Annotated in this window: 15 protein-coding genes; 1 reads left to right on the top strand and 14 read right to left on the bottom strand. The window is 67.6% G+C overall.

Annotated elements, in window-relative coordinates; all coding sequences use genetic code 11:
• Window positions 1–323: 323 nt before the first annotated feature.
• The 9 genes from ACFW0H_RS28755 to ACFW0H_RS28710 form a co-directional block, all read right to left on the bottom strand.
• Window positions 324–1,553, bottom strand: a complete 1,230-nt coding sequence (locus ACFW0H_RS28755) for a DUF3422 domain-containing protein (RefSeq protein WP_422917250.1) — start codon at window positions 1,551–1,553, stop codon at window positions 324–326.
• A 178-nt stretch (window positions 1,554–1,731) separates the two neighbouring features.
• Window positions 1,732–3,876, bottom strand: coding sequence for a methyl-accepting chemotaxis protein (locus ACFW0H_RS30190; RefSeq protein ID WP_459077335.1), 2,145 nt, complete (start codon window positions 3,874–3,876; stop codon window positions 1,732–1,734).
• Between the two features lie 47 nt (window positions 3,877–3,923).
• Window positions 3,924–5,249, bottom strand: coding sequence for an alginate export family protein (locus ACFW0H_RS28740; protein WP_422917249.1), 1,326 nt, complete (start codon window positions 5,247–5,249; stop codon window positions 3,924–3,926).
• A 131-nt stretch (window positions 5,250–5,380) separates the two neighbouring features.
• The gene (locus ACFW0H_RS28735; RefSeq protein ID WP_422917248.1) at window positions 5,381–6,334 is read right to left on the bottom strand and encodes a helix-turn-helix domain-containing protein; all 954 of its coding nucleotides are present in this window, start codon (window positions 6,332–6,334) and stop codon (window positions 5,381–5,383) included.
• Window positions 6,335–6,437: 103 nt separating this feature from the next.
• Entirely contained in the window at window positions 6,438–7,460 is a 1,023-nt protein-coding gene (locus tag ACFW0H_RS28730) for a phosphotransferase enzyme family protein (protein WP_422917247.1), read from the bottom strand.
• 10 nt (window positions 7,461–7,470) lie between these two features.
• A complete protein-coding gene (locus ACFW0H_RS28725; RefSeq protein ID WP_422917246.1) occupies window positions 7,471–8,751 on the bottom strand; it encodes an aspartate aminotransferase family protein in 1,281 nt (426 codons plus the stop codon).
• A complete protein-coding gene (locus ACFW0H_RS28720; protein WP_422917245.1) occupies window positions 8,744–10,066 on the bottom strand; it encodes an amino acid permease in 1,323 nt (440 codons plus the stop codon). The genes ACFW0H_RS28725 and ACFW0H_RS28720 overlap by 8 nt, the downstream gene beginning before the upstream one ends.
• Window positions 10,067–10,249: 183 nt before the next feature.
• A complete protein-coding gene (locus ACFW0H_RS28715; protein WP_422917244.1) occupies window positions 10,250–11,563 on the bottom strand; it encodes an MFS transporter in 1,314 nt (437 codons plus the stop codon).
• A 26-nt stretch (window positions 11,564–11,589) separates the two neighbouring features.
• Complete coding sequence (locus tag ACFW0H_RS28710; RefSeq protein WP_422917243.1) at window positions 11,590–12,762, bottom strand: M20 aminoacylase family protein; 1,173 nt, start codon at window positions 12,760–12,762, stop codon at window positions 11,590–11,592.
• Between the two features lie 131 nt (window positions 12,763–12,893).
• Here ACFW0H_RS28710 and ACFW0H_RS28705 point away from each other — a divergent pair, with 131 nt between their 5' ends.
• Window positions 12,894–13,844, top strand: coding sequence for a LysR family transcriptional regulator (locus ACFW0H_RS28705; protein ID WP_422917242.1), 951 nt, complete (start codon window positions 12,894–12,896; stop codon window positions 13,842–13,844).
• 201 nt (window positions 13,845–14,045) lie between these two features.
• Here the strand turns inward: ACFW0H_RS28705 and paaZ are convergent, their stop codons facing one another.
• The 5 genes from paaZ to paaE form a co-directional block, all read right to left on the bottom strand.
• A complete protein-coding gene (gene paaZ, locus ACFW0H_RS28700) occupies window positions 14,046–16,106 on the bottom strand; it encodes a phenylacetic acid degradation bifunctional protein PaaZ (protein WP_422917241.1) in 2,061 nt (686 codons plus the stop codon).
• Between the two features lie 75 nt (window positions 16,107–16,181).
• Window positions 16,182–17,417 (bottom strand): OprD family porin, encoded by a 1,236-nt coding sequence (locus tag ACFW0H_RS28695; RefSeq protein ID WP_422917240.1) that lies wholly within the window; start codon window positions 17,415–17,417, stop codon window positions 16,182–16,184.
• A 33-nt stretch (window positions 17,418–17,450) separates the two neighbouring features.
• Window positions 17,451–19,097, bottom strand: coding sequence for a cation acetate symporter (locus tag ACFW0H_RS28690; protein WP_422917239.1), 1,647 nt, complete (start codon window positions 19,095–19,097; stop codon window positions 17,451–17,453).
• Entirely contained in the window at window positions 19,094–19,402 is a 309-nt protein-coding gene (locus tag ACFW0H_RS28685) for a DUF485 domain-containing protein (protein ID WP_422917238.1), read from the bottom strand. The genes ACFW0H_RS28690 and ACFW0H_RS28685 overlap by 4 nt, the downstream gene beginning before the upstream one ends.
• A gap of 137 nt (window positions 19,403–19,539) precedes the next feature.
• Entirely contained in the window at window positions 19,540–20,616 is a 1,077-nt protein-coding gene (gene paaE / locus ACFW0H_RS28680) for a 1,2-phenylacetyl-CoA epoxidase subunit PaaE (protein WP_422917237.1), read from the bottom strand.
• Window positions 20,617–20,635: the final 19 nt, after the last annotated feature.

Here is a 20,635-nt window from a genome sequence, read left to right as displayed (position 1 = left end):
TCGCAAGCTCGAGGCCTAAGGGTGGATACGGCTTCCTGACCCTCCCCCGATGATCAGTCGGGGACTATCGCTCTTTGAAAGGACGCTAGTCGAGATACAAGGGTGGATCACGCTTCACCGATCCACCATCGGTGCCGGGCGTGGCCGCGCTGGTGGATGTGAAAAGCGACATCCACCCTTGCCTGACGTGGCGCCCACACGGTGCACCAGCCCTGTAGATCACGCTTCACCGATCCACCATTGGTGCCGGGCTCGGCCTCGCTGGTGGATGTGAAAAGCGACATCCACCCTACGCCTCGGTCCGCGGGATGTGATTTCCGCCGTCAATGCCCCTTCGCCTTCCTGATCCGCAGGAAGATCCCGCCGAGGATGAGCGCCGCCACCGGCGTCATCACCAGGATCGCGGTCTTCGCCGAGACATCCAGCCCGAGGGTGTGGAGGCCGCCGTAGAACAGCTTGAACAGGCTCAGCAGGTAGTAGCTGATAGCGATGATGGACAGGCCCTCCACCGCCTTCTGGATCTTGATCTGGGTTTCGGCGCGGGCGCTCAGGCTGCGCAGGATCTCGGAGTTCTGTTCCTCCACTTCCACCTGAACCCGCGCCTGCAGCAGGTCGCCCAGGTTGGCCACGCTCTGGCCCAGGCGCACCAGGCGCTGGTCGGTGGCGGCGCAGTAGCGCACGGTGGGGCGGAAGCGCCGTTCGATGAACACGCCCAGGCGTTGGCAGTCGCCGACATGGGTCTCGCGCAGTTCATTGATGCGTTCGAAGACGATCTGCGCATAGGCCTCGGTGGCGCTGAAGCGCTGCCGGGTACGTGCGGTGCTGCGCACGATGCGCGCCGAGAGGGAGGCGATATCCGCCGACAGCGCCTTGGCGCTGCTCTTGCCCTCGGCGTTGCGGTCGGAAAGGCCGGTCAGTTCCTTGTCGTACTCCCGCAACTGCAGGCTCACCGCCTGGGCCACGGGCAGCGTGAGGGAGGCCATCATGCGGTAGGTCTCGATCTCCAGCAGGCGGCGGATCATCCGGCCGAGGCGATAGGCGTTGAGCCGGCGATTGACCAGGAGGATGCGGTTCACGCCGGCCTCGGTGAGGCGGAAGTCCGACCAGGCCACCGCATCGCCACCACCCAGGTTGGAGCCCGACGGGTCCTTGAAGCCATAGGCGGCCGTGTCGCCGGCCCAGTCCGCTTCCGATTCCACCAGCACCTGGTCGGCATTGATCAGCAGGTGGCGATGCTCGGCCACCAGCTTCTCCAGGGCCTCGGGCAGGGGCGGCCAGTAGTCGCCGCCGGGCGTGCGCGGCGCCACCAGCGTGAGGGTGAAGAATTCGGTGTGGCGCTCCCACTTGAGGGTGTTCTCGCCCATGCGCAGCAGACCCTGGGAACCGTTGGTGGCCAGGGGCGCGTCGGCGGCCTGGTTGAGGCGCTCCACCAGCGTGTCGCACACCTCCTCGGCATCGGCGAAGGCGAAGTGATAGACGTGGGCCGGATCCCGGAAATAGATCGACGGACGCGAGTGCAGCTCGTTGTGCAGGGCTTTGCGAAGTGGATGCATGGAGACTTCTGCGGCAGGTAGGTTTTTTGTGATGACGCGGGTGCCCCGGGTGCCGGTCACAGGTGCCATGGCGGAAGTCGGGAGTGCCACCGACCAGTCGGGGCGGTAACCCTTCAGGCCGGTGGCGACGGGGAATGGCAGCGGGGCTGCCTGATGAAGCACCTTGGCCTTGTGAGCCTCAGGCGCGAAACTGCTGCATCAGCCCTTGCTGATGGTTGGCAAGTTCATTGAGCTGGCGACTCACCCTGGCCGACTGCTCGGCCTGGCCGGACAGCGACTCGGTGACGTCGCGGATGGCCTCGACGTTGCGATTGATTTCTTCTGCGACGCTGCTTTGCTCCTCGGCGGCACTTGCGATCTGCAGATTCATTTCGGAAATCAGGTTGACCGCTTCGCCGATGCGCTCCAGCGCGACCACCGCCTGCTGCACCTGGCCGACGTTGTCCTGGGCCAGGCCGTGACTGCCCTGCATCGCACGGGTCACGTCGCGGGTGCCATTCTGCAGGCTCTCGATCACATGGTGGATTTCCTCCACCGAGTCCTGGGTGCGCCTGGCCAGGCTGCGCACTTCATCGGCCACCACTGCGAAACCGCGTCCCGCATCACCGGCGCGGGCGGCTTCGATGGCCGCATTGAGGGCCAGCAGATTGGTCTGCCCGGCGATCGACAGGATCACCTCCAGCACCGAGCCGATCTGCTCGCTGCTCCGGGCCAAGGCCTGGAACTGGGCCATGGCCTCGCTCATGTCCCGGGCGTGGGCCTGGATGGCGCCGGTGGTGCGGGCGATCACCTCCAGCCCTTCGCGGCTGGCTTGGTCGGCGTGGCGCGCGGCGTCGGCGGCCTGGGCCGCGCTCTGGGCCGAAGCATTGGCGGTGGCGGACATCTGGTGCAGGGCGGTGGCCACCTGGTCGATTTCGCGGAACTGCTGCTGCATGCCTTCGCTGGTCTGGCGCGCGATGTGCGCCGACTGGTCGGCGGTATCGCGGGCGTCGCGCACCGTGCCCTGGACCTTGGCGATCACCGGCTGCAGCTTGTCGAGGAAGCGGTCGAAGGCGAGCGCCAGTCGGCCCAGCTCGTCGCGGCGGGTGTAGGTCAGGCGGCGGGTGAGGTCGCCTTCGCCATCGGCGATGTCCTCCAGCATCCCGGCCAGGCGCAGCAGCGGGCGGGTGACGCCCCGTGCTGCCAGCCAGATCAGCAGTACACCCAGCAGGGCGGCCACCGAACCCAGACCGAACTCCAGGGCCGAACTGCGCAGGCGCTCGTCGTCCATCTGCACCTTGAGACGCTCGGCCGGGGCCAGCAGGACCTGCTGCGGCACGCCCAGCAACACGCCCCATGGCCTGGCGCCGGCGATGGGCACCAGGGGTTCGAGCACGCTGATCCGGCCCTGGTCGGTGAAGGCGTGGGGCTCGCCGCGGCCGAGGTAGGCGAGGACTCCGGCGGCCTGCTCCGGCAATACCTCCTGCAGGCGCTTGCCGAGCTGGGCGGCGTCCTGGCTATGGCCGGCGACCAGTCCGGAGGGGCTGACGATGCTGACGCGGCCGTTTCCCTCGTAGAGTTCGCGGCTGCTGGCGAGGGCATCCTGTTGCAGGCTGTCGAGGCTGATGTCGAGGCCGATCACCGCCAGCACCTTGCCATTCTCCAGCAGCGGGAAGGCGATGCTGGTGACCAGCTTGCGGCTGCCCGAGGATTCGTCGAAGTAGGGCTCCAGCAGGCACAGCTGCCCGCTGTCGCGGGGGCAGGTGAAGAAGGCGTTGAAGGGGGCGCCGCTCGGGCCGGGGGAGGTGTCGGCCAGCAGCTTTTCATCGCCCGGCACGGCCTGCAGCTCGCCCGGTCTGGCCTGCAGCCAGTAGAGGGCGAAGCGCCCGGCATCGTTGCTGCCGATGTCGCCGCGGCCACGGAACTCCGCGTCGCGGCCATCCAGGGCGTCGGGCTGGAAGATCAGGAACAGGCCGAGCAGTTCCGGGCGCTGCTCCACGGCCTTGCGCAACTCGGCGGCGAGGGCTGCGCGCAGGTCCTGCGGCGTCATCTCGCCACGGGCGGCGCGCTCGCGCAGGTAGAGCAAGTGGCGCGCCAGACCGAGGCCGTACTCGTGGGTGCGGGTGAAGCTGCGCTGGATCTGCAGCGCCTGTAGCTTGCCCTGGGCCTGCAGGTTGAGGCGGGCGGCCTCGGCGAGCATGCGCCCGCTGGAATCCTTGACCCGTTCGGTGCTGGCGCGGGTCTGGTAGAGCGACAGGCCGACCAGCAGGCCCACCACCAGGATCAGGCAGAGGCTCGCCAGCAGGGTGATCTTGCTTTGGATGCTGAAGCTTGGGCTGGACATGTGGACGGCGGCTTGGAGAAGCCGGGGCGTCGCCGCCCCGGAGGGGTTCAGAAGGTGGTGACGAACACCAGTTGGCTGTACAGATTGCGGTCGTCGTTGCCGATCTGGGTGCCGCCTTCCTCGGCGCTCCGGTCCGGCTGGTAGAGGCCGACCAGGGGCATGACGATCAGGTTGTCGCTTACCGCCCACTCGGCGTAGAGGTCCAGCTCGCGGCCGTCGGTGTTACCCAGGTCGCGGTCCAGTGTGTTGAAGTCGAACCAGAGTGCGCCGAGGCTCAGGTTCTCCAGCGGCGAGACCTTGAAGGCGACGTGATGGACCTGGGTATTGGTGTTGAAGGGGCCGGCGTAGTTGGCCGCCACCTCGCCCTGGAACCAGGTGCCATAGCCACGGCTGAAGCCGGTGAACAGCGCGTCGTAACCTTCCGAGAAGCGGCTGTAGCGGTAGCTGACGTATGGGCTCCAGGCCACATCGGCGAAGGTCCAGCCGGCTTCCAGGTACCAGGCGTCCTCATCGTCGACCTCCTTCTTGTCCTGCCGGGCGTATTCGCCGGACAGGAACAGGTTCTCCACCCCGGCATTGCCCTGGCCGCGCACGCTGTAGGTCTTCATGCCATCGCGCTCGGCCTGGAAGGGGCTGGCGAACTCTTCGTCGATGTCGCGGATGTCGATGGCGGTCAGGCCCAGGGTGCCGGCCTCGGACACATGCTCCAGGGTGCCCACCCATAGCTCGGGCTTGGCCTGGGCGCGGTTGTCGGACTTCAGCCACATCAGGTCGCCGCGCAGGCCGTCCTTGCCGCCCAGGCGCAGCACGGCGGTCTGGTCGAAGGCCTTGCGCGCGGCCAGCCAATAGGCGCCGCCGCGGTTGAACTCGCCGTCGGCGAGACCCTTGCCGAGGTTCAGGGCGTCGCCGTTGATGAGGAAACCGTCGCCGACCATGAGGTTCTGCCGGCCGAAGGAGACGTCCACGCCGTCTTCGCCCAGGGCCTCGAACAGGCTGCCGGAGCGCCAGCCCAGGTAGGCGTCCTCGATCTTGGTGGTGCGCTCGGAACCGTCGGTGAAGCCCGCGGCATCGCCATCGCCCCAGGTGCCGGAGCTGAGCAGGTTGAACTTGCCATAGCTGGTGCCGGCCCCCGCCAGACCCTGGTCGAAGCTGATGCCGTACTTGGCGTAGCCCTCGCGCCAGGACGATGACCCTTCGCTCTTGGAACCGGTGATGGCGTAGTTTTCCTGGCTGTGGAAGAGGCCGAACACGGCCTCCAGGTCGGCATTCAGGTGGGTGTCGTCGTCGGCGTACAGCTCGTAGGCACCCGCCTGGGTGGCGGCACTCACCAGCAGGGCAAGGGTGGAAACTCGGAACAGGGCGGACCGCTTCATCGCAAGACTTCCTTTTTGTAGGTATTGGCAGGGCTGCGTTTCTGCGACCGGATACTAAGGAGTTGCCCGGGGCTGGCCTTGAGCCTGCTTGCCAAGGGCTTGATGCTGCGTGCCAGATTGGCGGCGCAGGCCTAGGGCCGGCGGCCGGTGGCGGAGGGCTGCTCGGAGTAGAGCCGCTTGTAGAGCGAGGAGAAGTGGCTGGAGCTGGCGAAGCCGAGGTCCAGCGCCAGGGTGGTGATGCTCTGCTGCGGGTCGAGCTTGAGCCGGCGGCGCGCCTCGGCCAGGCGCAGGGAGAGGAAGAACTGCTGGGGCGTGGCCTTGCAGATCTGCTGGAAGCCGTACTGCAGCGTGCGATGACTGGTGTTCAGCACCCGGCACAGCTCCAGCAGCGACAATGGCTCGGCGAGGTTGTCCTGCATGATGTCGATCGCCGCCAGCACCAGGCGGCGCCGCTGCTCCAGCGCGCGCGGATTCGGTGCCAGGCGTCCGCCCTGGCCATGCAGGCGCTCGTCGAGGCCCTGTATCGCCAGGCCGAGGATCGACATCACCGCGGCATTGCCGTGGCGGGCCACCCGCGGGTCGCGTTCGCCACGCTCGAACGCGCCGATGGAGTCATGCAGCTCGCGCCGCAGTTCCGCGGCCACGGCCGGGGCGATCTCCAGTCGGCGACGCGTCAGGGCCCGGTGCAGCAGGTCTTGCTCATGGGCGTCCAGTACCCGATCCAGGAGCTGCCGGCTGACCGTGAGACCCAGCATGCCGATCTCGCCGGGGGCGCAGATTTCCATTTCCTGTCCGCCTTCCAGGACCAGCAAGGTATCGAGGCACAGCGCGTGGCCGTTGAAGCGCGCGTCCGCGGAGATCGACAGCGGAATGCCGAACACCAGCTCGCCGTCCGGCGGCGCCATGTTCTCGTGCAGGTGCAGGTTGGAGTGCTCGTAGATCAGCGAGGCTTCCGGGAGCTGCACATGCAGCAGCTCAGCCTGCAGCCTGCCACGACCGAGCTGGGTGTAGTCCTGGCACCAGCCGGTGAGGGCGCCGGCCAGTTCGTCCGAATCGGATGCCCGATGTCGGGCTATGCCTGTCATGGTGGCTCACCTTGGTATTGAGGCCTGCCAGGGCATCCTGGCCGACCGACGCGCTGTCGTCATTGCCCAGCGCGCCAGTTCCTTGGCTGTGCCTGCCAGGCGCTCAGCCGCGCTGGTCGAGGTAGGCCCGTGCCAGACGGCAGGCGCGTTCGATCAGCAGGGGCGCCAGCTCTTCGGCCGTGCGGCTCTCCCGGCGGGTGTGGATCCAGCCCAGGTAGGTGAGTCCGCGCAGCGCCAGGAACAGCGGCAAGGTAGCACGATCCGCTGCGCCCAGCGGCTTGACCGCCTGGTAGCCGTGCAGCAGGGCGGCCTCGATCTCCGCGTAGTGCGGGTCGTCCAGGCAGAAGTAAAGCGCCGTGGCCAGCTCGAACATGTGCCAGCCGAAGCCGGCGTCGTCGAAATCGATCAGGTGCAGGCGGCGATTGTCCAGCAGCAGGTTCTCCGGCACCAGGTCGGCGTGGATCATGCCGAAATTCTCCAGGCTGCGGCCGTAACGGCGCAGGTCCATGCGTGCCGCCTGGCGGGTCGCCTGCAGCAATTCACGCTGCTCTGCATCGAGCAGGTCGAGCTCCCAGAAGCGACCCCAGAACGGCCGCTCGCCGATCAGCCCTTCCTCGTCCCAGGCGTGGCGGCTGAACCCGTTGGGCTGCTGCCACTGGGCCGAGCGCAGGTGGATTCGCGCCGCCACGGCGCCGGCCTCGGCGAACAGCGCGGCCACATCAGCGTCCACTTCCAGGCCGTTCTCCGCCGAACCTATGGGGGTACCGGCGAGCCAGCCGAGCATGTCGACATGGCGCGACTCGGCGAGCTCTTCGCTGTGCACTTCGGCCAGGTGCTCGCCGCTGCGGGTGCGGATGATCGGCGGCACGCCAATGCCGCCTGCGGCGAGGACTTCCATCCATTCCAATTCCGAGCGCAGGGCCTCCTCGGAGTGGTAGTCCTTGCGGTGGATGCGCAGGGCGCTGCGCCGGCCATCGGCGCGGGTGGCACAGAACACCGCGTTCTCGCGGTACTTGATCAGTTCCAGGCCGACGTATTCGCCGTCCCACTGGCGCAGGGCCGAGGCCGCCAGGCGATGCAGGCTGGCCAGCTGCTGTTCATGGTTCAGGTTGAGGAAATGGCTCATGGCGGTGACCTCAGAGTTCGCTCAACACGCGGTCGAGGGTGTCGATGAAGTAGTCGGCATCGTCCCGGGAGAAGACCAGTGGCGGGCGGATTTTCAGGATGTTGTCGCCCGGTCCGATCTTGCTGATCAGCACGCCACGCTCGCGCATCTGGTTGACGATGCGGCGTGCTTCGGCGCCCGCCGGGGTCTTGTCCTGGCGATCGCGCACCAGCTCGACGGCGAAGAACAGGCCCTTGCCGCGCACGTCACCGATGATCGAATGGCGGCTGGCCAGGCGTTCCAGGCCGTCGGCGAGGTGGCCGCCGACGTCGCTGGCGTTGCGCAGCAGTTGTTCGTCCTCGATCACCTCCAGCACCGCCATGCCGACCGCTGCGGCCACCGGCGAGCCGCCGAAGGTGTTGAAGTAGAGGTTGCTCCGGCCGAAGGCCTCGACCCGTTCGCGGCGGGTCACCACGCCGGCGAGGGGGAAGCCGTTGCCCATGGGCTTGCCCAGGGTGACGATGTCCGGCGTTGCGCCGTGGGCCTGGTGGCCCCACATGTGTGCGCCGGTACGGCCGAAGCCGGACTGCACTTCGTCCACGATCAGCAGGCCGCCGGCCTGATGCACCAGCTCGGCGATGCGCTCGATGTAGCCGGCGGGCACCCGCGGGATACCTTCGTTGGCGAACAGGGTGTCGATCAGCATGGCCGCCACGCCGCTGCCCTGGGCCTGCAGCGAAGCGATGGCCTCGGCCACCCTGGCCACGTACTGGTCGGCCAGCTGTTCGGCGTTGGTGCCCGCCGGCGCCCGGTACAGGCAGGGGATGGGCACCGCCCGGGCGTGGGTCGAGAAGGGCTCGGAGCTGGGCAGGGCGGTGGTCACCTCGGCCAGGGTGGTGGTGTTGCCGTGGTAGTTGTAGTCGCTGACGATCACCCCCCGGTTGCCGGTGCTCGCGCGCGCCATGCGCAGCGCCAGTTCGTTGGCCTCGCTGCCGGTGCAGGTGAACATCACGCTGTCCAGGGAGTCGGCGAAGGTACCGGTCAGACGCTCGGCGTAGGCGACGATCCGCTCGTTCAGGTAGCGGGTATGGATGTTCAGGGTTGCCGCCTGTTCGGCCATGGCCGTGACCACCCGTGGGTGGCAGTGGCCGACGCAGGGCACGTTGTTGTAGACATCCAGGTAGCGTTTGCCCGCTTCGTCGTACAGCCAGACACCCTGGCCCCGGACCAGGTTCAGCGGCTTGTCGTAGAACAGCGGCGACTGGCTGCCCATGACCTGGTGGCGGCGTTGCAGAAGGTTCTGTTCAGACATGCTCGGGTTTCTCCGTGGCGAGGACTTTGCCGGCACGCATGGCGCGCACCAGGTAGTTGAAGATCAGGGCGACGGCCAGCAGGGCAATGGCGCTGAGCATCTCCACGTCCAGCTGGAAGCAGGCGGCGATCACCACCAGGGTCAGCAGCATGCCGAGGCTCGCGATCACCGGCCCGCCGGGCAGCCGGAATGGGCGCACCAGGTGCGCGTGGCTGCGGCGCATGCGGATATAGGCGGCGAACAGGAACAGGTGGCAGCTGCTGAGCAGCAGGACGATGCACAGCAACAGCTTCTCCGGACTGACCAGGGACAGCGGCAGGCCGACCACCACCAGCGACAGCAGCGCGACATAGGGCGAGCCGCGACGGTTGGTCCTGGCCAGCGCCGCCGGGAAGTAGCCATCGCGGGCCAGGGCGTAAAGCTGCCGCGAGGCGGAGTAGACCACCGAGAAGAAGGTGGCGAGCAGGCCGCAGACCGCGCCGCCGCCCACCAGCAGGGTCAGCCAGCTCGAACCGTCGTAGTGCCCGCTGTGGCTCATTGCGGCGTACAGCGGGTCCGCCGCCGTGCCGACCGCGGCGATGCCCGCCACCCCCGGCGCGCTCACCAGCACGGTCAGCGCGGTCAGCAGCAGGACCACCACCGCCGCGACGATGCCGCGCGACATGGCATGGCCCGGATTGGCCGCTTCCTCGGCGGCGGAGCTGACCTGCTCGATGCAGATGAACATCCAGATGGCGAAGGGTACGCAGGCGAAGACGCCGTGCAGGCTGACGGACTGGCCGAAGGCGCCGGAGTCGCCGAGCAGGTTGGCCGGATCGACCTGGGGCAGCATGGTCACGCCGAACACCAGCAGGGTGGCGGCGGCGATGGCGCCGGCCAGCAGGGTGACGCCCAGGGCTTCGCCCACGCCGCGGATGTGGATGCCGATGATGATGGCGAACAGCGCGATCTTCACCGGCCAGCCGCCGAAACCGAAGACCGACTCCGTATAGGAGGCGACGAAGGTGGCCGCAGCGCCGGTGCCTATGGTCAGCGCGATGGCGCAGGCCGAACCCACCAGATAGCCGACGAAGGGACCGAAGGCGCTTTGCGCGTAGGCGAATACGCCGCCGGCGTGAGGCATGGCGGTGGACAGCTCGCTGATGCACAGCGCCAGCCCACCGCTCAGCACGGCCATCAGCAGGGTGGCCAGCAGCATGTTGGCCCAGCCATTGTCGGCCAGGCCGTAGTTCCAGCCGGAAAACTGGCCGGCGATCACCAGGGAAATCCCCAGCCCCGCTATCTGCGGCCAGCCGAGTACGCCTTGTTTGAGCATGTGTTCTTCCTCGCCTTGTTCTTGTTGTGGTGAGCACGCCCCGGCGCAGTGGCCGGGCCAGTGGACGTTAAGGCGGGGAGGAGGGGGGCGATATCAGGAATACGCAAAGAGGTTCGGGGGGCGCTGAAAGGCATGCGGTGGCGCTCGTCCCGGCGGCTGGCGACCCGCCGGGACGGACAGGTCTCAGTCCAGTTCCTTGCCGGCGGTTTCCGGCGCCAGTTTCAGGCCGACCAGGGCCAGCAGGATAGCGCCGAACATGTACCAGGCCGGCGCGTTGGGACTGCCGGTGAGGCTCACCAGGCCGGCGGCGAAGAACTGCGCGAAGCCGCCGAACAGGGCCACGCCGACGCAGTAGGCGAGGGACATGCCGCTGGCGCGGATTTCCACCGGGAACAGCTCGGGCAGGATCGCCAGGTTCGGCACGATGGTGTAGGTCAGCGGGATGCTGAGCAGGAACACCACCGCCAGCAGCACGCTGATGTCTGGATTCTGGTTGATCACCAGGAAGGCCGGGTAGACCGCCAGCAGGAGGACGGGCAGGGGCCAGAAGATCGCCTTGCGCCGGCCGATGCGGTCGCTCAGGCGGCCGGCGTGGGCGGACAGGAGCAACTGGGGCAGGCAGGCGATTATGGCCGCCCAGGTGCCGACACCCAGCGGCATGCCCAGCACGCCGATGGCGTGGTTGGCCAGGTAGAACTGGATCATGTAGACGGGCACGGTGGCGCCGATCACCAGCAGGATGCCGGCGCACAGCTGGCGCGGGTGGGCGAGCAGCAGCGCGAGGCGGTTGATCTCCGCCGGCCGCGGCCTGGCGCTGGCCGCGCGGTGGGCCTGGGTCTCCTCCAGGCGGTGGCGGATGTACTCGCTGACCGGGATGGCGAGGATGCCCACTGCGAAAATCAGCCGCCAGCCCCAGCTGTCCATGGCCTCGGGCGTCAGCAGGTTGCTCAGCGCCGTGACCAGCAGGCCGCCGAAGAAGATGCCCAGGCTCTGGCTGAAGGTCTGCCAGCTGCAGTAGTAGCCGCGCGTGTCCTTGTCGGCGTACTCCATCAGCATGGTGGTGGAGGTGCCGATCTGGCCGCCCAGGGCGAAGCCCTGCAGCAGGCGGGCGAGGATCACCACCGCCGGGCCGAGCAGGCCGGCCTGGGTGTAGGTGGGGGCGATGGCGAACAGCAGCGAGCCTATCGCCATCAGCCAGAGGGTCAGGCGCATGGCGGAACGGCGGCCGGCGCGGTCGGCGTACAGACCGATGACCAGCGCGCCCAGGGGGCGCATGACGAAGCCGGTGCCGAATACCGCGAGGGACAGCAGCAGCGGGATCAGCGGGTGGTCGCCGAAGGGGAAGAACAGCCGGGCCATGAGCGTGGCCAGCATGCTATAGACCAGGAAGTCGTAGAACTCCAGGGCGTTGCCCAGGCAGATCGCCGCGATGGCCTTGCGGTTGACCGGTCGCGGGCTGTCCTGGCTGAGGTCGAAGGATGTTGTTCTTGTTGTCATCGTGTGGTTCCTCGGGAAGGTCCGTGTCAGGCCAGGAAGCGTTGTGCCAGCCTGACCCAGAAGGTGGCCCCCAGTGGCAGGGCCTGGTCGTTGAAGTCGTAACCGGGGTTGTGCACCTCGCAGCTGCCGTGGCCCTCGCCGTTGCCGATCAGCAGGTAGCAGCCGAGCACCTCCTCCAGCCAGAAGGCGAAGTCGTCACTGGCGCAGATGGGCTTCACGCCCGCCGCCAGGCCCTCGTCCCCCAGCCAGTCGCGGATCACCTCGGTGGCCAACCGGCTGGCCTGCGGGTCGTTGATCAGCACCGGGTAGCCGTTGTCGAAGGTGACTTCGGCGCTGGCGCCGAAGCTTGCCGCGTGGCCTTCCGCCAGGGCCTGGACGCGTTGCCTGAGCAACTGGCGGACCTGCGGGTTCAGTGCGCGGATGCTCAGGCGCAGCTCGGCGCTCTGCGGGATCACATTGGGCGCGTCGCCGGCGAGGAAGGCGCCGGTGGTGATGATTGCCGTCTCGCTGGGCGGCACGTTGCGCGACACCACGGTCTGCAGCGCCATCACCAGCGAGGCACCGATCACCACCGGGTCCACCGCCTTGTCCGGCATGGCGCCGTGGCCGCCGCTGGCGTGGATGACGATGCTGGCGCTGTCGGAGGAGGCCATGAAGGGGCCGGCGAGGACGCCGAAGCGGCCGACCGGCATACCGGGGAAGTTGTGCATGGCGAAGAGGGCGTCGCAGGGGAACAGGCGGAACAGCCCTTCATCGAGCATGCGCTTGGCGCCGGAGCCGCCATGCCCTTCCTCGGCGGGCTGGAAGAACAGGTGCAGGGTGCCGCGCCAATTGCGCTCGCGTGCCAGTTCGCAGGCCGCCGCCAGCAGCATCGCGGTATGCCCGTCGTGGCCGCAGGCGTGCATCTTGCCGGGGACGCGGCTGCTCCAGGGGCGGCCGCTCTGTTCCTGGATGGGCAGGGCGTCCAGCTCCGCGCGCAGGCCCAGCATCGGGCCCTCGCCATTGCGCAGGGTGGCGACCACGGCGGTGCCGGCCAGGTCGTGCAGTTCGTAGCCCCATTCGCGCAGATGGCGGATAACCTTCTCGCGGGTGGCGAACTCCTCGAAGCCGAGCTCCGGCTCGGCGTGTATGGCGCGGCGAAGTTCGGTCATGGCGGGAGTGATGGCGGCGATGCCGGGGTGGATACGGTACGTCTGCATGTTGTCCTTGTCCTGAGTTGCGCGCGGTTGGCTGGGTCGGTCGGGTGGCCTAACCTAGCGCCCGCGTCTGGCCGGCATAAGCCGCAAAAAAGTTGTCGTGACACGCTTTGGTGTTCAGGCAGGAGATCCCCATGAAGTTGCACCAGCTACAAGCCCTGATCGCGGTCGCCGATGGCGGCGGGATTCGCGCGGCCGCCCGTGGCCTCGGCCTGTCCCAGGCCGCCATTACGCGGGCGCTGCGCGAGCTGGAAGAAGAGCAGGGCCTGCCGCTGCTGATGCGCCATGCCGGCGGCGCGCGGCTCAGCGAGGCCGGGCTGGTGCTGTTGCCCCACGCCAGGCAGATCGCCAGCCAGCTGGAAAACGCCCAGCGCGACCTGGCGAGCCTGCGCGGCGAGGTGGCGGCGCGCCTGTGCGTGGGCGTCACCCCCTGGTTCGGGCAGACCCTGCTGGCGGCGGCCGTGCAGGCCTTCCGCCGGGAGATGCCGGCGGTCCGCCTGGAACTCTATGAAGGCCTGCAGGCGGTGAGCCTGCCCCTGTTGCGCAGCGGGGTGATGCATTTCGCCCTGGGGCCGGCGGGGGCGCTGCCGGCCCAGGAGTTCATCCACGAGCCCCTGGCCCGCTACCGCATGAAGGTGGTCGCCCGTGAAGGCCATCCGTCGCAGGCGGCGCGGTCACTGGCTGAGTTGCTGGAGCAGGACTGGGTGATGAACTTCACCCAGACCGGTTACGACCAGGTGGTGCAGGAAGTCTTCGGCCGCCACGGCTACGAGGTGTGCCCCGGGCGCATCGTCTGCGCCCAGTCCAGTGCCATGCTCACCAGCCTGATCGTCAATGCGGGGCTGCTCGGCTATTCACCCGAGCCGATGCTCCTCTGCGAGCCCATGCGCGGCCGGGTACGGGCGCTGGAGCTGGACGAGACGCTGGCCGATGGCGACATCAGCCTGATCCGCCTGCGCGACCAGGCCCTGGACCCGGCGGCGCGTTGCTTCATCCAGTGCCTGCAGCAGGCATTGAAAGCCTGCGCACGCTCTACCAACGCCGATGATCGGCGCCTGGCGGATATGCTGGAGTTGCAGTTCTAGGCCGCACCTGGCACCCCATTCGGCTTCGTGCACGTCAGGCGGAAATGATGGGTATCGCAGGCTCCGCGCTCAGCCTGGATTCCCTCACCCCCGACCCCTCTCCCGGAGGGAGAGGGGAGACAAGCGGGCCGCATCGAGGGAAAAGGCAGGCAAAAAAAGACCGGCCCGAAGGCCGGTCATCAACTCACGCAGCGACTCGGTTCAAACGGTTTCCGGGCGTTTCAGCACCAGGGTGAGGATGTCGTAGCTGGCCACCAGCTCGCCGTGCTGGTTGGTGACTTCCACGTCCCAGGCCACCACGCCCTGCGGCTCGCCCTTCGGGCTCTTCTTGCCCTGGTCGATCTTGCGCTTGCAGGTCAGGCGCGCCTGGATGGTGTCGCCGATACCCACCGGGGTGATGAAGCGCAGGGTGTCCAGGCCGTAGTTGGCCAGTACCGGGCCGACGCCCGGGGAAACGAACAGGCCGGCGGCAGCCGAGAGCACGAAGTAACCGTGGGCGATGCGCTTGCCGAACTGCGAGTCGCAGGCGGCCTGCTCATCGAAGTGCATGTAGAAGTGGTCGCCCGACAGGCAGCCGAAGTTGACGATGTCGGCCTCGGTGACGGTACGGCGGTGGGTCAGCAGGGATTCGCCGATCTGCAGTTCGTCGAAGTAGCGGCGGAACGGGTGAACCTCGGTCTCGATCACCTTGGCGCCGCGCACGTGTTCGCGGGTCACGGCGGCCAGCATGGTGGGCGAGCCCTGCACGGCGGCGCGCTGCAGGTAATGCTTCACCGCGCGCAGGCCGCCCAGCTCTTCGCCACCGCCGGCGCGGCCGGGGCCGCCGTGCTTGAGCACCGGCAGCGGCGAACCGTGGCCGGTGGATTCGGCGGCGGATTCACGATCCAGGATGTGCAGGCGGCCGTGCAGGGCGGCGGCTTGCGGTACCACGCGGGCGGCCACCTGCGGGTCCTTGGTGACCAGGCTGGCCACCAGGCTGCCCTTGCCACGGGCGGCCAGGGCGATGGCTTCGTCGATATCGTCGTAGGCCATCAGGGTGCTTACCGGGCCGAAGGCCTCGATGTCATGAGCACCACCCTCGGCATGCGGGTCGCGGGCACGCAGCAGGGTGGGGGCGAAGAAGGCGCCTTCGTTCACGCCTTCGCCGCGCGGGGCGAATCCATCACGGGCGCCGAACAGCAGGTCGCTGCTGGCAAGCAGGGCGTCCAGGCGCTCGGTGACGTCGGCTTGTTGGGCATGGGAGGCCAGGGCACCCATCTTCACGCCCTCCACGGCGGGATCACCGACCACGACTTTGGAGAGGCGATCGCGCAGGCGTTCGGCCACGGCGTCGATGTGCTTGGCCGGGACGATGGCGCGGCGGATGGCGGTGCACTTCTGCCCGGCCTTGACGGTCATCTCGCGGGCCACTTCCTTGACGAAGAGGTCGAATTCCGGGTCGTCCGGGGTGATTTCCGGGGCGAGGATGGCGCAGTTCAGCGAGTCCGCCTCGGCGTTGAAGGGGATGGAGTTGCGCACCAGGTTGGCGTTCACCCGCAGCTTGGCGGCGGTGTCGGCCGAACCGGTGAAGGTCACCACGTCCTGGCCCTGCAGGCGGTCCAGCAGGTCGCCGGTGCCGCCGATGATCAGCTGCAGGCTGCCTTCCGGCAGCAGGCCGGACTCGTGCATCAGGCGCACGGCGGCTTCGGCCAGGTAGCTGGTGGCAGTGGCCGGTTTGACGATGCAGGGCATACCGGCGAGGAAGCTCGGCGCGAACTTCTCCAGCATCCCCCAGATCGGGAAGTTGAAGGCGTTGATGTGCACGGCCAGGCCGCCGCGCGGCACCAGGATGTGGGTGCCGGCGAAGGTGCCCTGCTTGCCCAGCGGCATGGCCGGGCCTTCATGGACGATGTTGCCAGAGGGCAGTTCACGGGCGCCGACGCCGGCATAGCTGAACAGGGTGCTGCTGCCGCCTTCGATGTCGATCCAGCTGTCGGCGCGGGTGGCGCCGCTGTGACGGGACAGGGTGTAGAGCTGCTCCTTGTGCTCGTTGAGGTAGAGCGCCAGGGCCTTGAGGCGCGCCGCGCGCTGCTGGAAGTCCAGGGCCATGAGGCTGGCGATGCCGCGCTTGCGGCCGAATTCGACGGCTTCGGAGAAGTCCAGGGCTTCCTCGTGGGCGCGGGCGATCGTGCTGCCGTCGATGGCACTGCGCAGTGCCTGGGCGCCTTGCTGGCCGATCCAGCGGCCGCCGATGAAGCTTTGCAGCGTGGTGGCGTTACTCATGGGGATTTCTCCGTGAGGGCCGGTGCAGTGGCACCGGCGTGATTCAAGTCTTGTAGGGTGTGTTGTTCTCTCGCCTTACCAGAGGGCCAGGGTGTAGCCGAGGATCAGGCGGTTCTCGTCGAGATCAGTGGTCAGGCCGTTGCCGGAACGGAAGGTCACGTTGCGCCAGCGCAGGCTCAGGCCCTTGAGGGTGCCGCTCTGGATCACGTAGGCCAGGTCGCTGTCGCGTTCCCATTCTTCGCCGTCGTCGCCGGTCGCGGTCTTGACGTTGCGGCCATCGACATAGCGGGTCATGAAAGTCAGGCCCGGGATGCCGAGGGCGGCGAAGTCGTAGTCGTAGCGCAGTTGCCAGGAGTCCTCTTCGGCGCGGGTGAAGGTATTGAAGGTCACCAGGTTGACCACGTAAGGGTCGCCGCCGTTGAGGAAGGGGAAGGCGCTGTCGCCGGAAAGCTGCTGCCAGGCCGCGCTGACGCGATGCGGCCCCTTGGTCAGGCTGAGCATGCCGTTGAAGTTGCGGTTGTCGATTTCCCCGGCGCGCTCGACGCCGTCGCCGCGGCTGTCGAAGTAGCGGATATCGCTCTTCAGACTGTAGCCGCCGGACAGCGGCAGCGTGTGCACCAGGCCGACGAACTGCTGGCGGTAGATGTCGTCCAGCAGGCCGTAGTAGTAGCTGAGCGCCAGTTGCGGGTTGATCCCGTAGGTGCCGCCGGCGAAGTCGAAGGCGTCGCTGGTGGCGGCGCCGAGGCCGATGTCGTCGCGGCTGGAGGAGTCGCGCAGGTTGGTCCGGGTCAGGCGGCCGCCGTTGAAGGTCAGGCCGGCGAGCTCCTGGCTGGTCAGCATGCCACCCTGGAAGGTGGAGGAGAGCAGCCGGGTGTCGTTGTAGGTGGCCACCGGCAGCAACGGCTGCAGGGTGCCCAGGCGCAGCACGCTCTTCGAAGCACGTAGCTTGCCGGTCAGGCCCAGTTCGCTGTAGTCGTCCACCGGCTCCTTGCTGGTGGGGCCGAAGGGCAGCAGGCCGGTGTTGCGGCGGTCGCGGCTGGAGTCGAGCTTCACGCCCAGCTCGCCGATGGCGTCCAGGCCGACGCCGACGGTGCCCTCGGTGAAGCCGGACTCGATGCGCGCGGTGAAGCCCTGGCCCCATTCCTCGGCCTTGGACTGGGGCGCGCCGTCCTGGCGGAAGTCGCGGTTGATGTAGTGGTTGCGCAGCTCCAGGCTGCCCTTGCTGTCTTCGATGAAATCGGCCAGCGCCGAGGTGGCGAAGGGCAGGGTGAGCGCCGCAAGGAGCGGCGCAGCGGTACGGCTGTGGTTCATTGTTCTTGTATCCATCATCCGATTGGCAAGGGTTCAGTGGCGGCTTGCAGCGGCTGCGCCGATGCCGGTCATGGAGCGGATGAACTGCGCCAGGTAGCGGCCGCGTTCCTGCTTGGCGCGCTCGGAGGCGTCGGTCACCGAGAACAGCCAGGCGCTGAAGAAGGCCAGGCCCATGGAGAACAGCGCCGGGTTGGAGTAGGGGAACAGCGCCTTGTCGTGGTGCAGCACGTTGACCCAGACCGCAGGGCTCAGCACCAGCAGGACGATGGCGGACAGCAGACCGGCCACGCTGCCGGCGACGGCGCCACGGGTGGTCAGGCCCTTCCAGAACATGGAGAGGAACAGCACCGGGAAGTTGACCGAGGCGGCGATGGCCAGCACCAGACCGGAGAGGAAGGCGATGTTCTGCGACTCGAAGAGGATGCCGAGGATCACCGCCAGCACGCCGATGCCGAGGGTGGCGAAGCGCGACACGCGCATTTCCTCGCGCTCGCTGGCCTTGCCCTTGCGCATCACGCAGGCGTAGAGGTCGTGGGACACCGCCGAGGCACCGGAGAGCGCGAGGCCGGCGACCACCGCGAGGATGGTGGCGAAGGCCACGGCGGAGATGAAGCCGAGGAACAGGCTGCCGCCTACCGCGTGGGACAGGTGCACCGCCACCATGTTGCCGCCGCCGATGATGGCGCCGGCCGCGTCGCGGAATTCCGGGTTGGTGCCCACCATCACGATGGAGCCAAAGCCCACCACGATCAGCAGCAGGTAGAAGTAGCCGATGAAGCCGGTGGCGAAGAACACCGATTTACGGGCTTCCTTGGCGTTGCTGACGGTGAAGAAGCGCATCAGGATATGCGGCAGGCCGGCGGTGCCGAACATCATGCCGAGCCCCAGGGAGATCGCATCGATGGGGTTCGACAACAGTCCGCCCGGCGCCATGATCGCAGTGCCCTTGGCATGTACCGAAGTGGCGGCGGCGAACATGGCTTCGGTGCTGAAGCCGAAGTGCTTGAGCACCATGAAGGCCATGAAGGTGGTGCCGGACAGTAGCAGGATCGCCTTGATGATCTGCACCCAGGTGGTGGCCAGCATGCCGCCGAAGGTCACGTAGCAGACCATCAGCACGCCCACCAGCAGCACGGCCTGGAGGTAGGAGAGGCCGAACAGCAACTCGATCAGCTTGCCGGCGCCGACCATCTGCGCCACCAGGTACATCAGCGCCACGGTCAGGGTGCCGAAGGCGGCGGTGATGCGGATCGGGCTCTGCTCCAGGCGGTAGGAGACCACGTCGGCGAAGGTGTACTTGCCGAGGTTGCGCAGGCGTTCGGCGATCAGGAACAGGATGATCGGCCAGCCGGCGAGCACGCCCAGGGCGTAGAGCAGGCCGTCGTAGCCGTTCATGAACATCATCGCGGAGATGCCGAGGAACGAGGCCGCGCTGATCATGTCGCCGGCGATTGCCAGGCCGTTCTGGAAGCCGGTGAGGCCGCCGCCGGCGGTGTAGAAGTCGGCGGTCGAACGGGTGCGCAGGGCGGCCCAGCGGGTGATGCCGAGGGTGAAGAGGACGAACGCCAGGAACATGTAGATGGCATTCCAGTTCAGCGGACGCGCGGCGGCATCGGCGGCGAAGGCGCTCTGGGAAATCAGCAGGCCGGCACCGAGCAGCAGGGAGGCGAGGGCTTTCATTGGCCGCACTCCTCCTTGACCTTGTCATTCAGCGGATCGAGCACGCTGTTGGTGTGCTTCACATAGACGCCGGTGAGGGCGAAGGAGAACAGGATGATGACCACGCCCACCAGCATGCCGACGCTGGTGACGCCTCCGTTGAGGGACTGGCCGAGCACGCCGGGGGCGAAGGCCACCAGCAGCACGAAACCGTAGTAGATCACCAGCATGGCAGCAGTCAGGGACCAGGTCAGGCGCTGCTTGCGGCGGACCAGTTGGATGAAGTCCGGGTTCTCCCGGATGCGATCGAGGTCTTGCGGGGTCATGGTTGCTCTCTCTTGTTGTGATTGTTGAGGCGTTGCAGCAGGGCTTGCAGGGGTGTCGTAGCGTCGTAGGGTGGGCTTCAGCCCACCACCGAAGGGGGCTTGCCGCCATCCGGTGGGCTAAAGCCCACCCTACGGTTTCAAAGCTGGTCGAAGTCCAGGACCACTTTTTCGCTGATGGGGAAGGTCTGGCAGGACAGCACGTAGCCGGCCGCCACCTCGTAGTCCTCCAGGGCGAAGTTGCTGTCCATCTCCACCTCGCCTTCGACCACCTTGCACTTGCAGGTGGAGCACACGCCGGCCTTGCAGGAGTAGGGCAGCTCCGCGCCCTGGGCGTTGCCGGCATCCAGCACGCTGACGCTGTTGCGCGGCAATTCGAAGGTCAGCTCGCGGCCATCGCTGATCACGGTGATCTGGCTGGTGGCGCTGTCGGTGGCGCGGGCGGCTTCGCGGGCTTCACGCTTGGCGCTGCTGCCGGCGGCGGCGAACAGCTCGAAGTGGATGCGTTCGGCGGGCATGCCGTTGGCCTTGAGCTGGTCGCGGACGGTTTCGGTCATGGCCTGGGGGCCGCAGATGAACGCGGCATCCAGCGCCTTTGCGTCGATCCAGCGGGAGAACAGCTGGCCGCACTTGTCGGCGTCGATCCGGCCGTTGTAGAGGTCCACGTCCTGCTGCTCGCGGCTGAACACGAAGATCAGGTTCAGGCGCTGCAGGTAACGGTTCTTCAGGTCTTCCAGCTGTTCGCGGAACAGCGCCGAGGCGCTGGAGCGGTTGCCGTAGATCAGGGTGAAACGGCTGTGGGGCTCGGTTTCCAGGGTGGTCTTGATGATCGACAGGATCGGCGTGATGCCGCTGCCGGCGGCCACCGCCAGGTAGTTGCCGTGGCGCGCGGCGTCCAGTTCCACGAAGAAGTGGCCGGACGGCGGCATCACTTCCAGGCTTTGGCCGGCTTTCAGGCCCTCGTTGGCGTAGGCGGAGAAACGGCCGCCGGCCACGCGCTTGATCGCCACCCGCAGCTCGCCGTCGTTGACGCCGGTGCAGATGGAGTAGGAGCGGCGCACTTCCTCGCCGTCCATCTGGGTGCGCATCACCAGGTGCTGGCCCTGGGTGAAGCGGAAGGTATCGGCCAGGTCGGCGGGAATGTCGAAGGCGATGGAGACCGCATCACGGGTTTCCGGGCGCACTTCCTTGATCGTCAGGCTATGGAATTTGCTCATTGTCGTCGTCTCCGGTGGC

It is taken from the genome of Metapseudomonas cellulosilytica, from assembly GCF_049334135.1.
Taxonomy (GTDB): domain Bacteria; phylum Pseudomonadota; class Gammaproteobacteria; order Pseudomonadales; family Pseudomonadaceae; genus Metapseudomonas.
The sequence above is the reverse complement of the archived record's forward strand: the minus strand, read 5'-3'. Positions and strand labels throughout refer to the sequence as shown.

Excerpts from the sequence above, each read along its gene's own strand:
- ACFW0H_RS28755 (WP_422917250.1), bottom strand. The coding sequence starts at position 1,553 with ATGCATCCACTTCGCAAAGCCCTGCACAACGAGCTGCACTCGCGTCCG.
- ACFW0H_RS30190 (WP_459077335.1), bottom strand. The coding sequence starts at position 3,876 with ATGTCCAGCCCAAGCTTCAGCATCCAAAGCAAGATCACCCTGCTGGCG.
- ACFW0H_RS28740 (WP_422917249.1), bottom strand. The coding sequence starts at position 5,249 with ATGAAGCGGTCCGCCCTGTTCCGAGTTTCCACCCTTGCCCTGCTGGTG.
- ACFW0H_RS28735 (WP_422917248.1), bottom strand. The coding sequence starts at position 6,334 with ATGACAGGCATAGCCCGACATCGGGCATCCGATTCGGACGAACTGGCC.
- ACFW0H_RS28730 (WP_422917247.1), bottom strand. The coding sequence starts at position 7,460 with ATGAGCCATTTCCTCAACCTGAACCATGAACAGCAGCTGGCCAGCCTG.
- ACFW0H_RS28725 (WP_422917246.1), bottom strand. The coding sequence starts at position 8,751 with ATGTCTGAACAGAACCTTCTGCAACGCCGCCACCAGGTCATGGGCAGC.
- ACFW0H_RS28720 (WP_422917245.1), bottom strand. The coding sequence starts at position 10,066 with ATGCTCAAACAAGGCGTACTCGGCTGGCCGCAGATAGCGGGGCTGGGG.
- ACFW0H_RS28715 (WP_422917244.1), bottom strand. The coding sequence starts at position 11,563 with ATGACAACAAGAACAACATCCTTCGACCTCAGCCAGGACAGCCCGCGA.
- ACFW0H_RS28710 (WP_422917243.1), bottom strand. The coding sequence starts at position 12,762 with ATGCAGACGTACCGTATCCACCCCGGCATCGCCGCCATCACTCCCGCC.
- ACFW0H_RS28705 (WP_422917242.1), top strand. The coding sequence starts at position 12,894 with ATGAAGTTGCACCAGCTACAAGCCCTGATCGCGGTCGCCGATGGCGGC.
- paaZ (WP_422917241.1), bottom strand. The coding sequence starts at position 16,106 with ATGAGTAACGCCACCACGCTGCAAAGCTTCATCGGCGGCCGCTGGATC.
- ACFW0H_RS28695 (WP_422917240.1), bottom strand. The coding sequence starts at position 17,417 with ATGAACCACAGCCGTACCGCTGCGCCGCTCCTTGCGGCGCTCACCCTG.
- ACFW0H_RS28690 (WP_422917239.1), bottom strand. The coding sequence starts at position 19,097 with ATGAAAGCCCTCGCCTCCCTGCTGCTCGGTGCCGGCCTGCTGATTTCC.
- ACFW0H_RS28685 (WP_422917238.1), bottom strand. The coding sequence starts at position 19,402 with ATGACCCCGCAAGACCTCGATCGCATCCGGGAGAACCCGGACTTCATC.
- paaE (WP_422917237.1), bottom strand. The coding sequence starts at position 20,616 with ATGAGCAAATTCCATAGCCTGACGATCAAGGAAGTGCGCCCGGAAACC.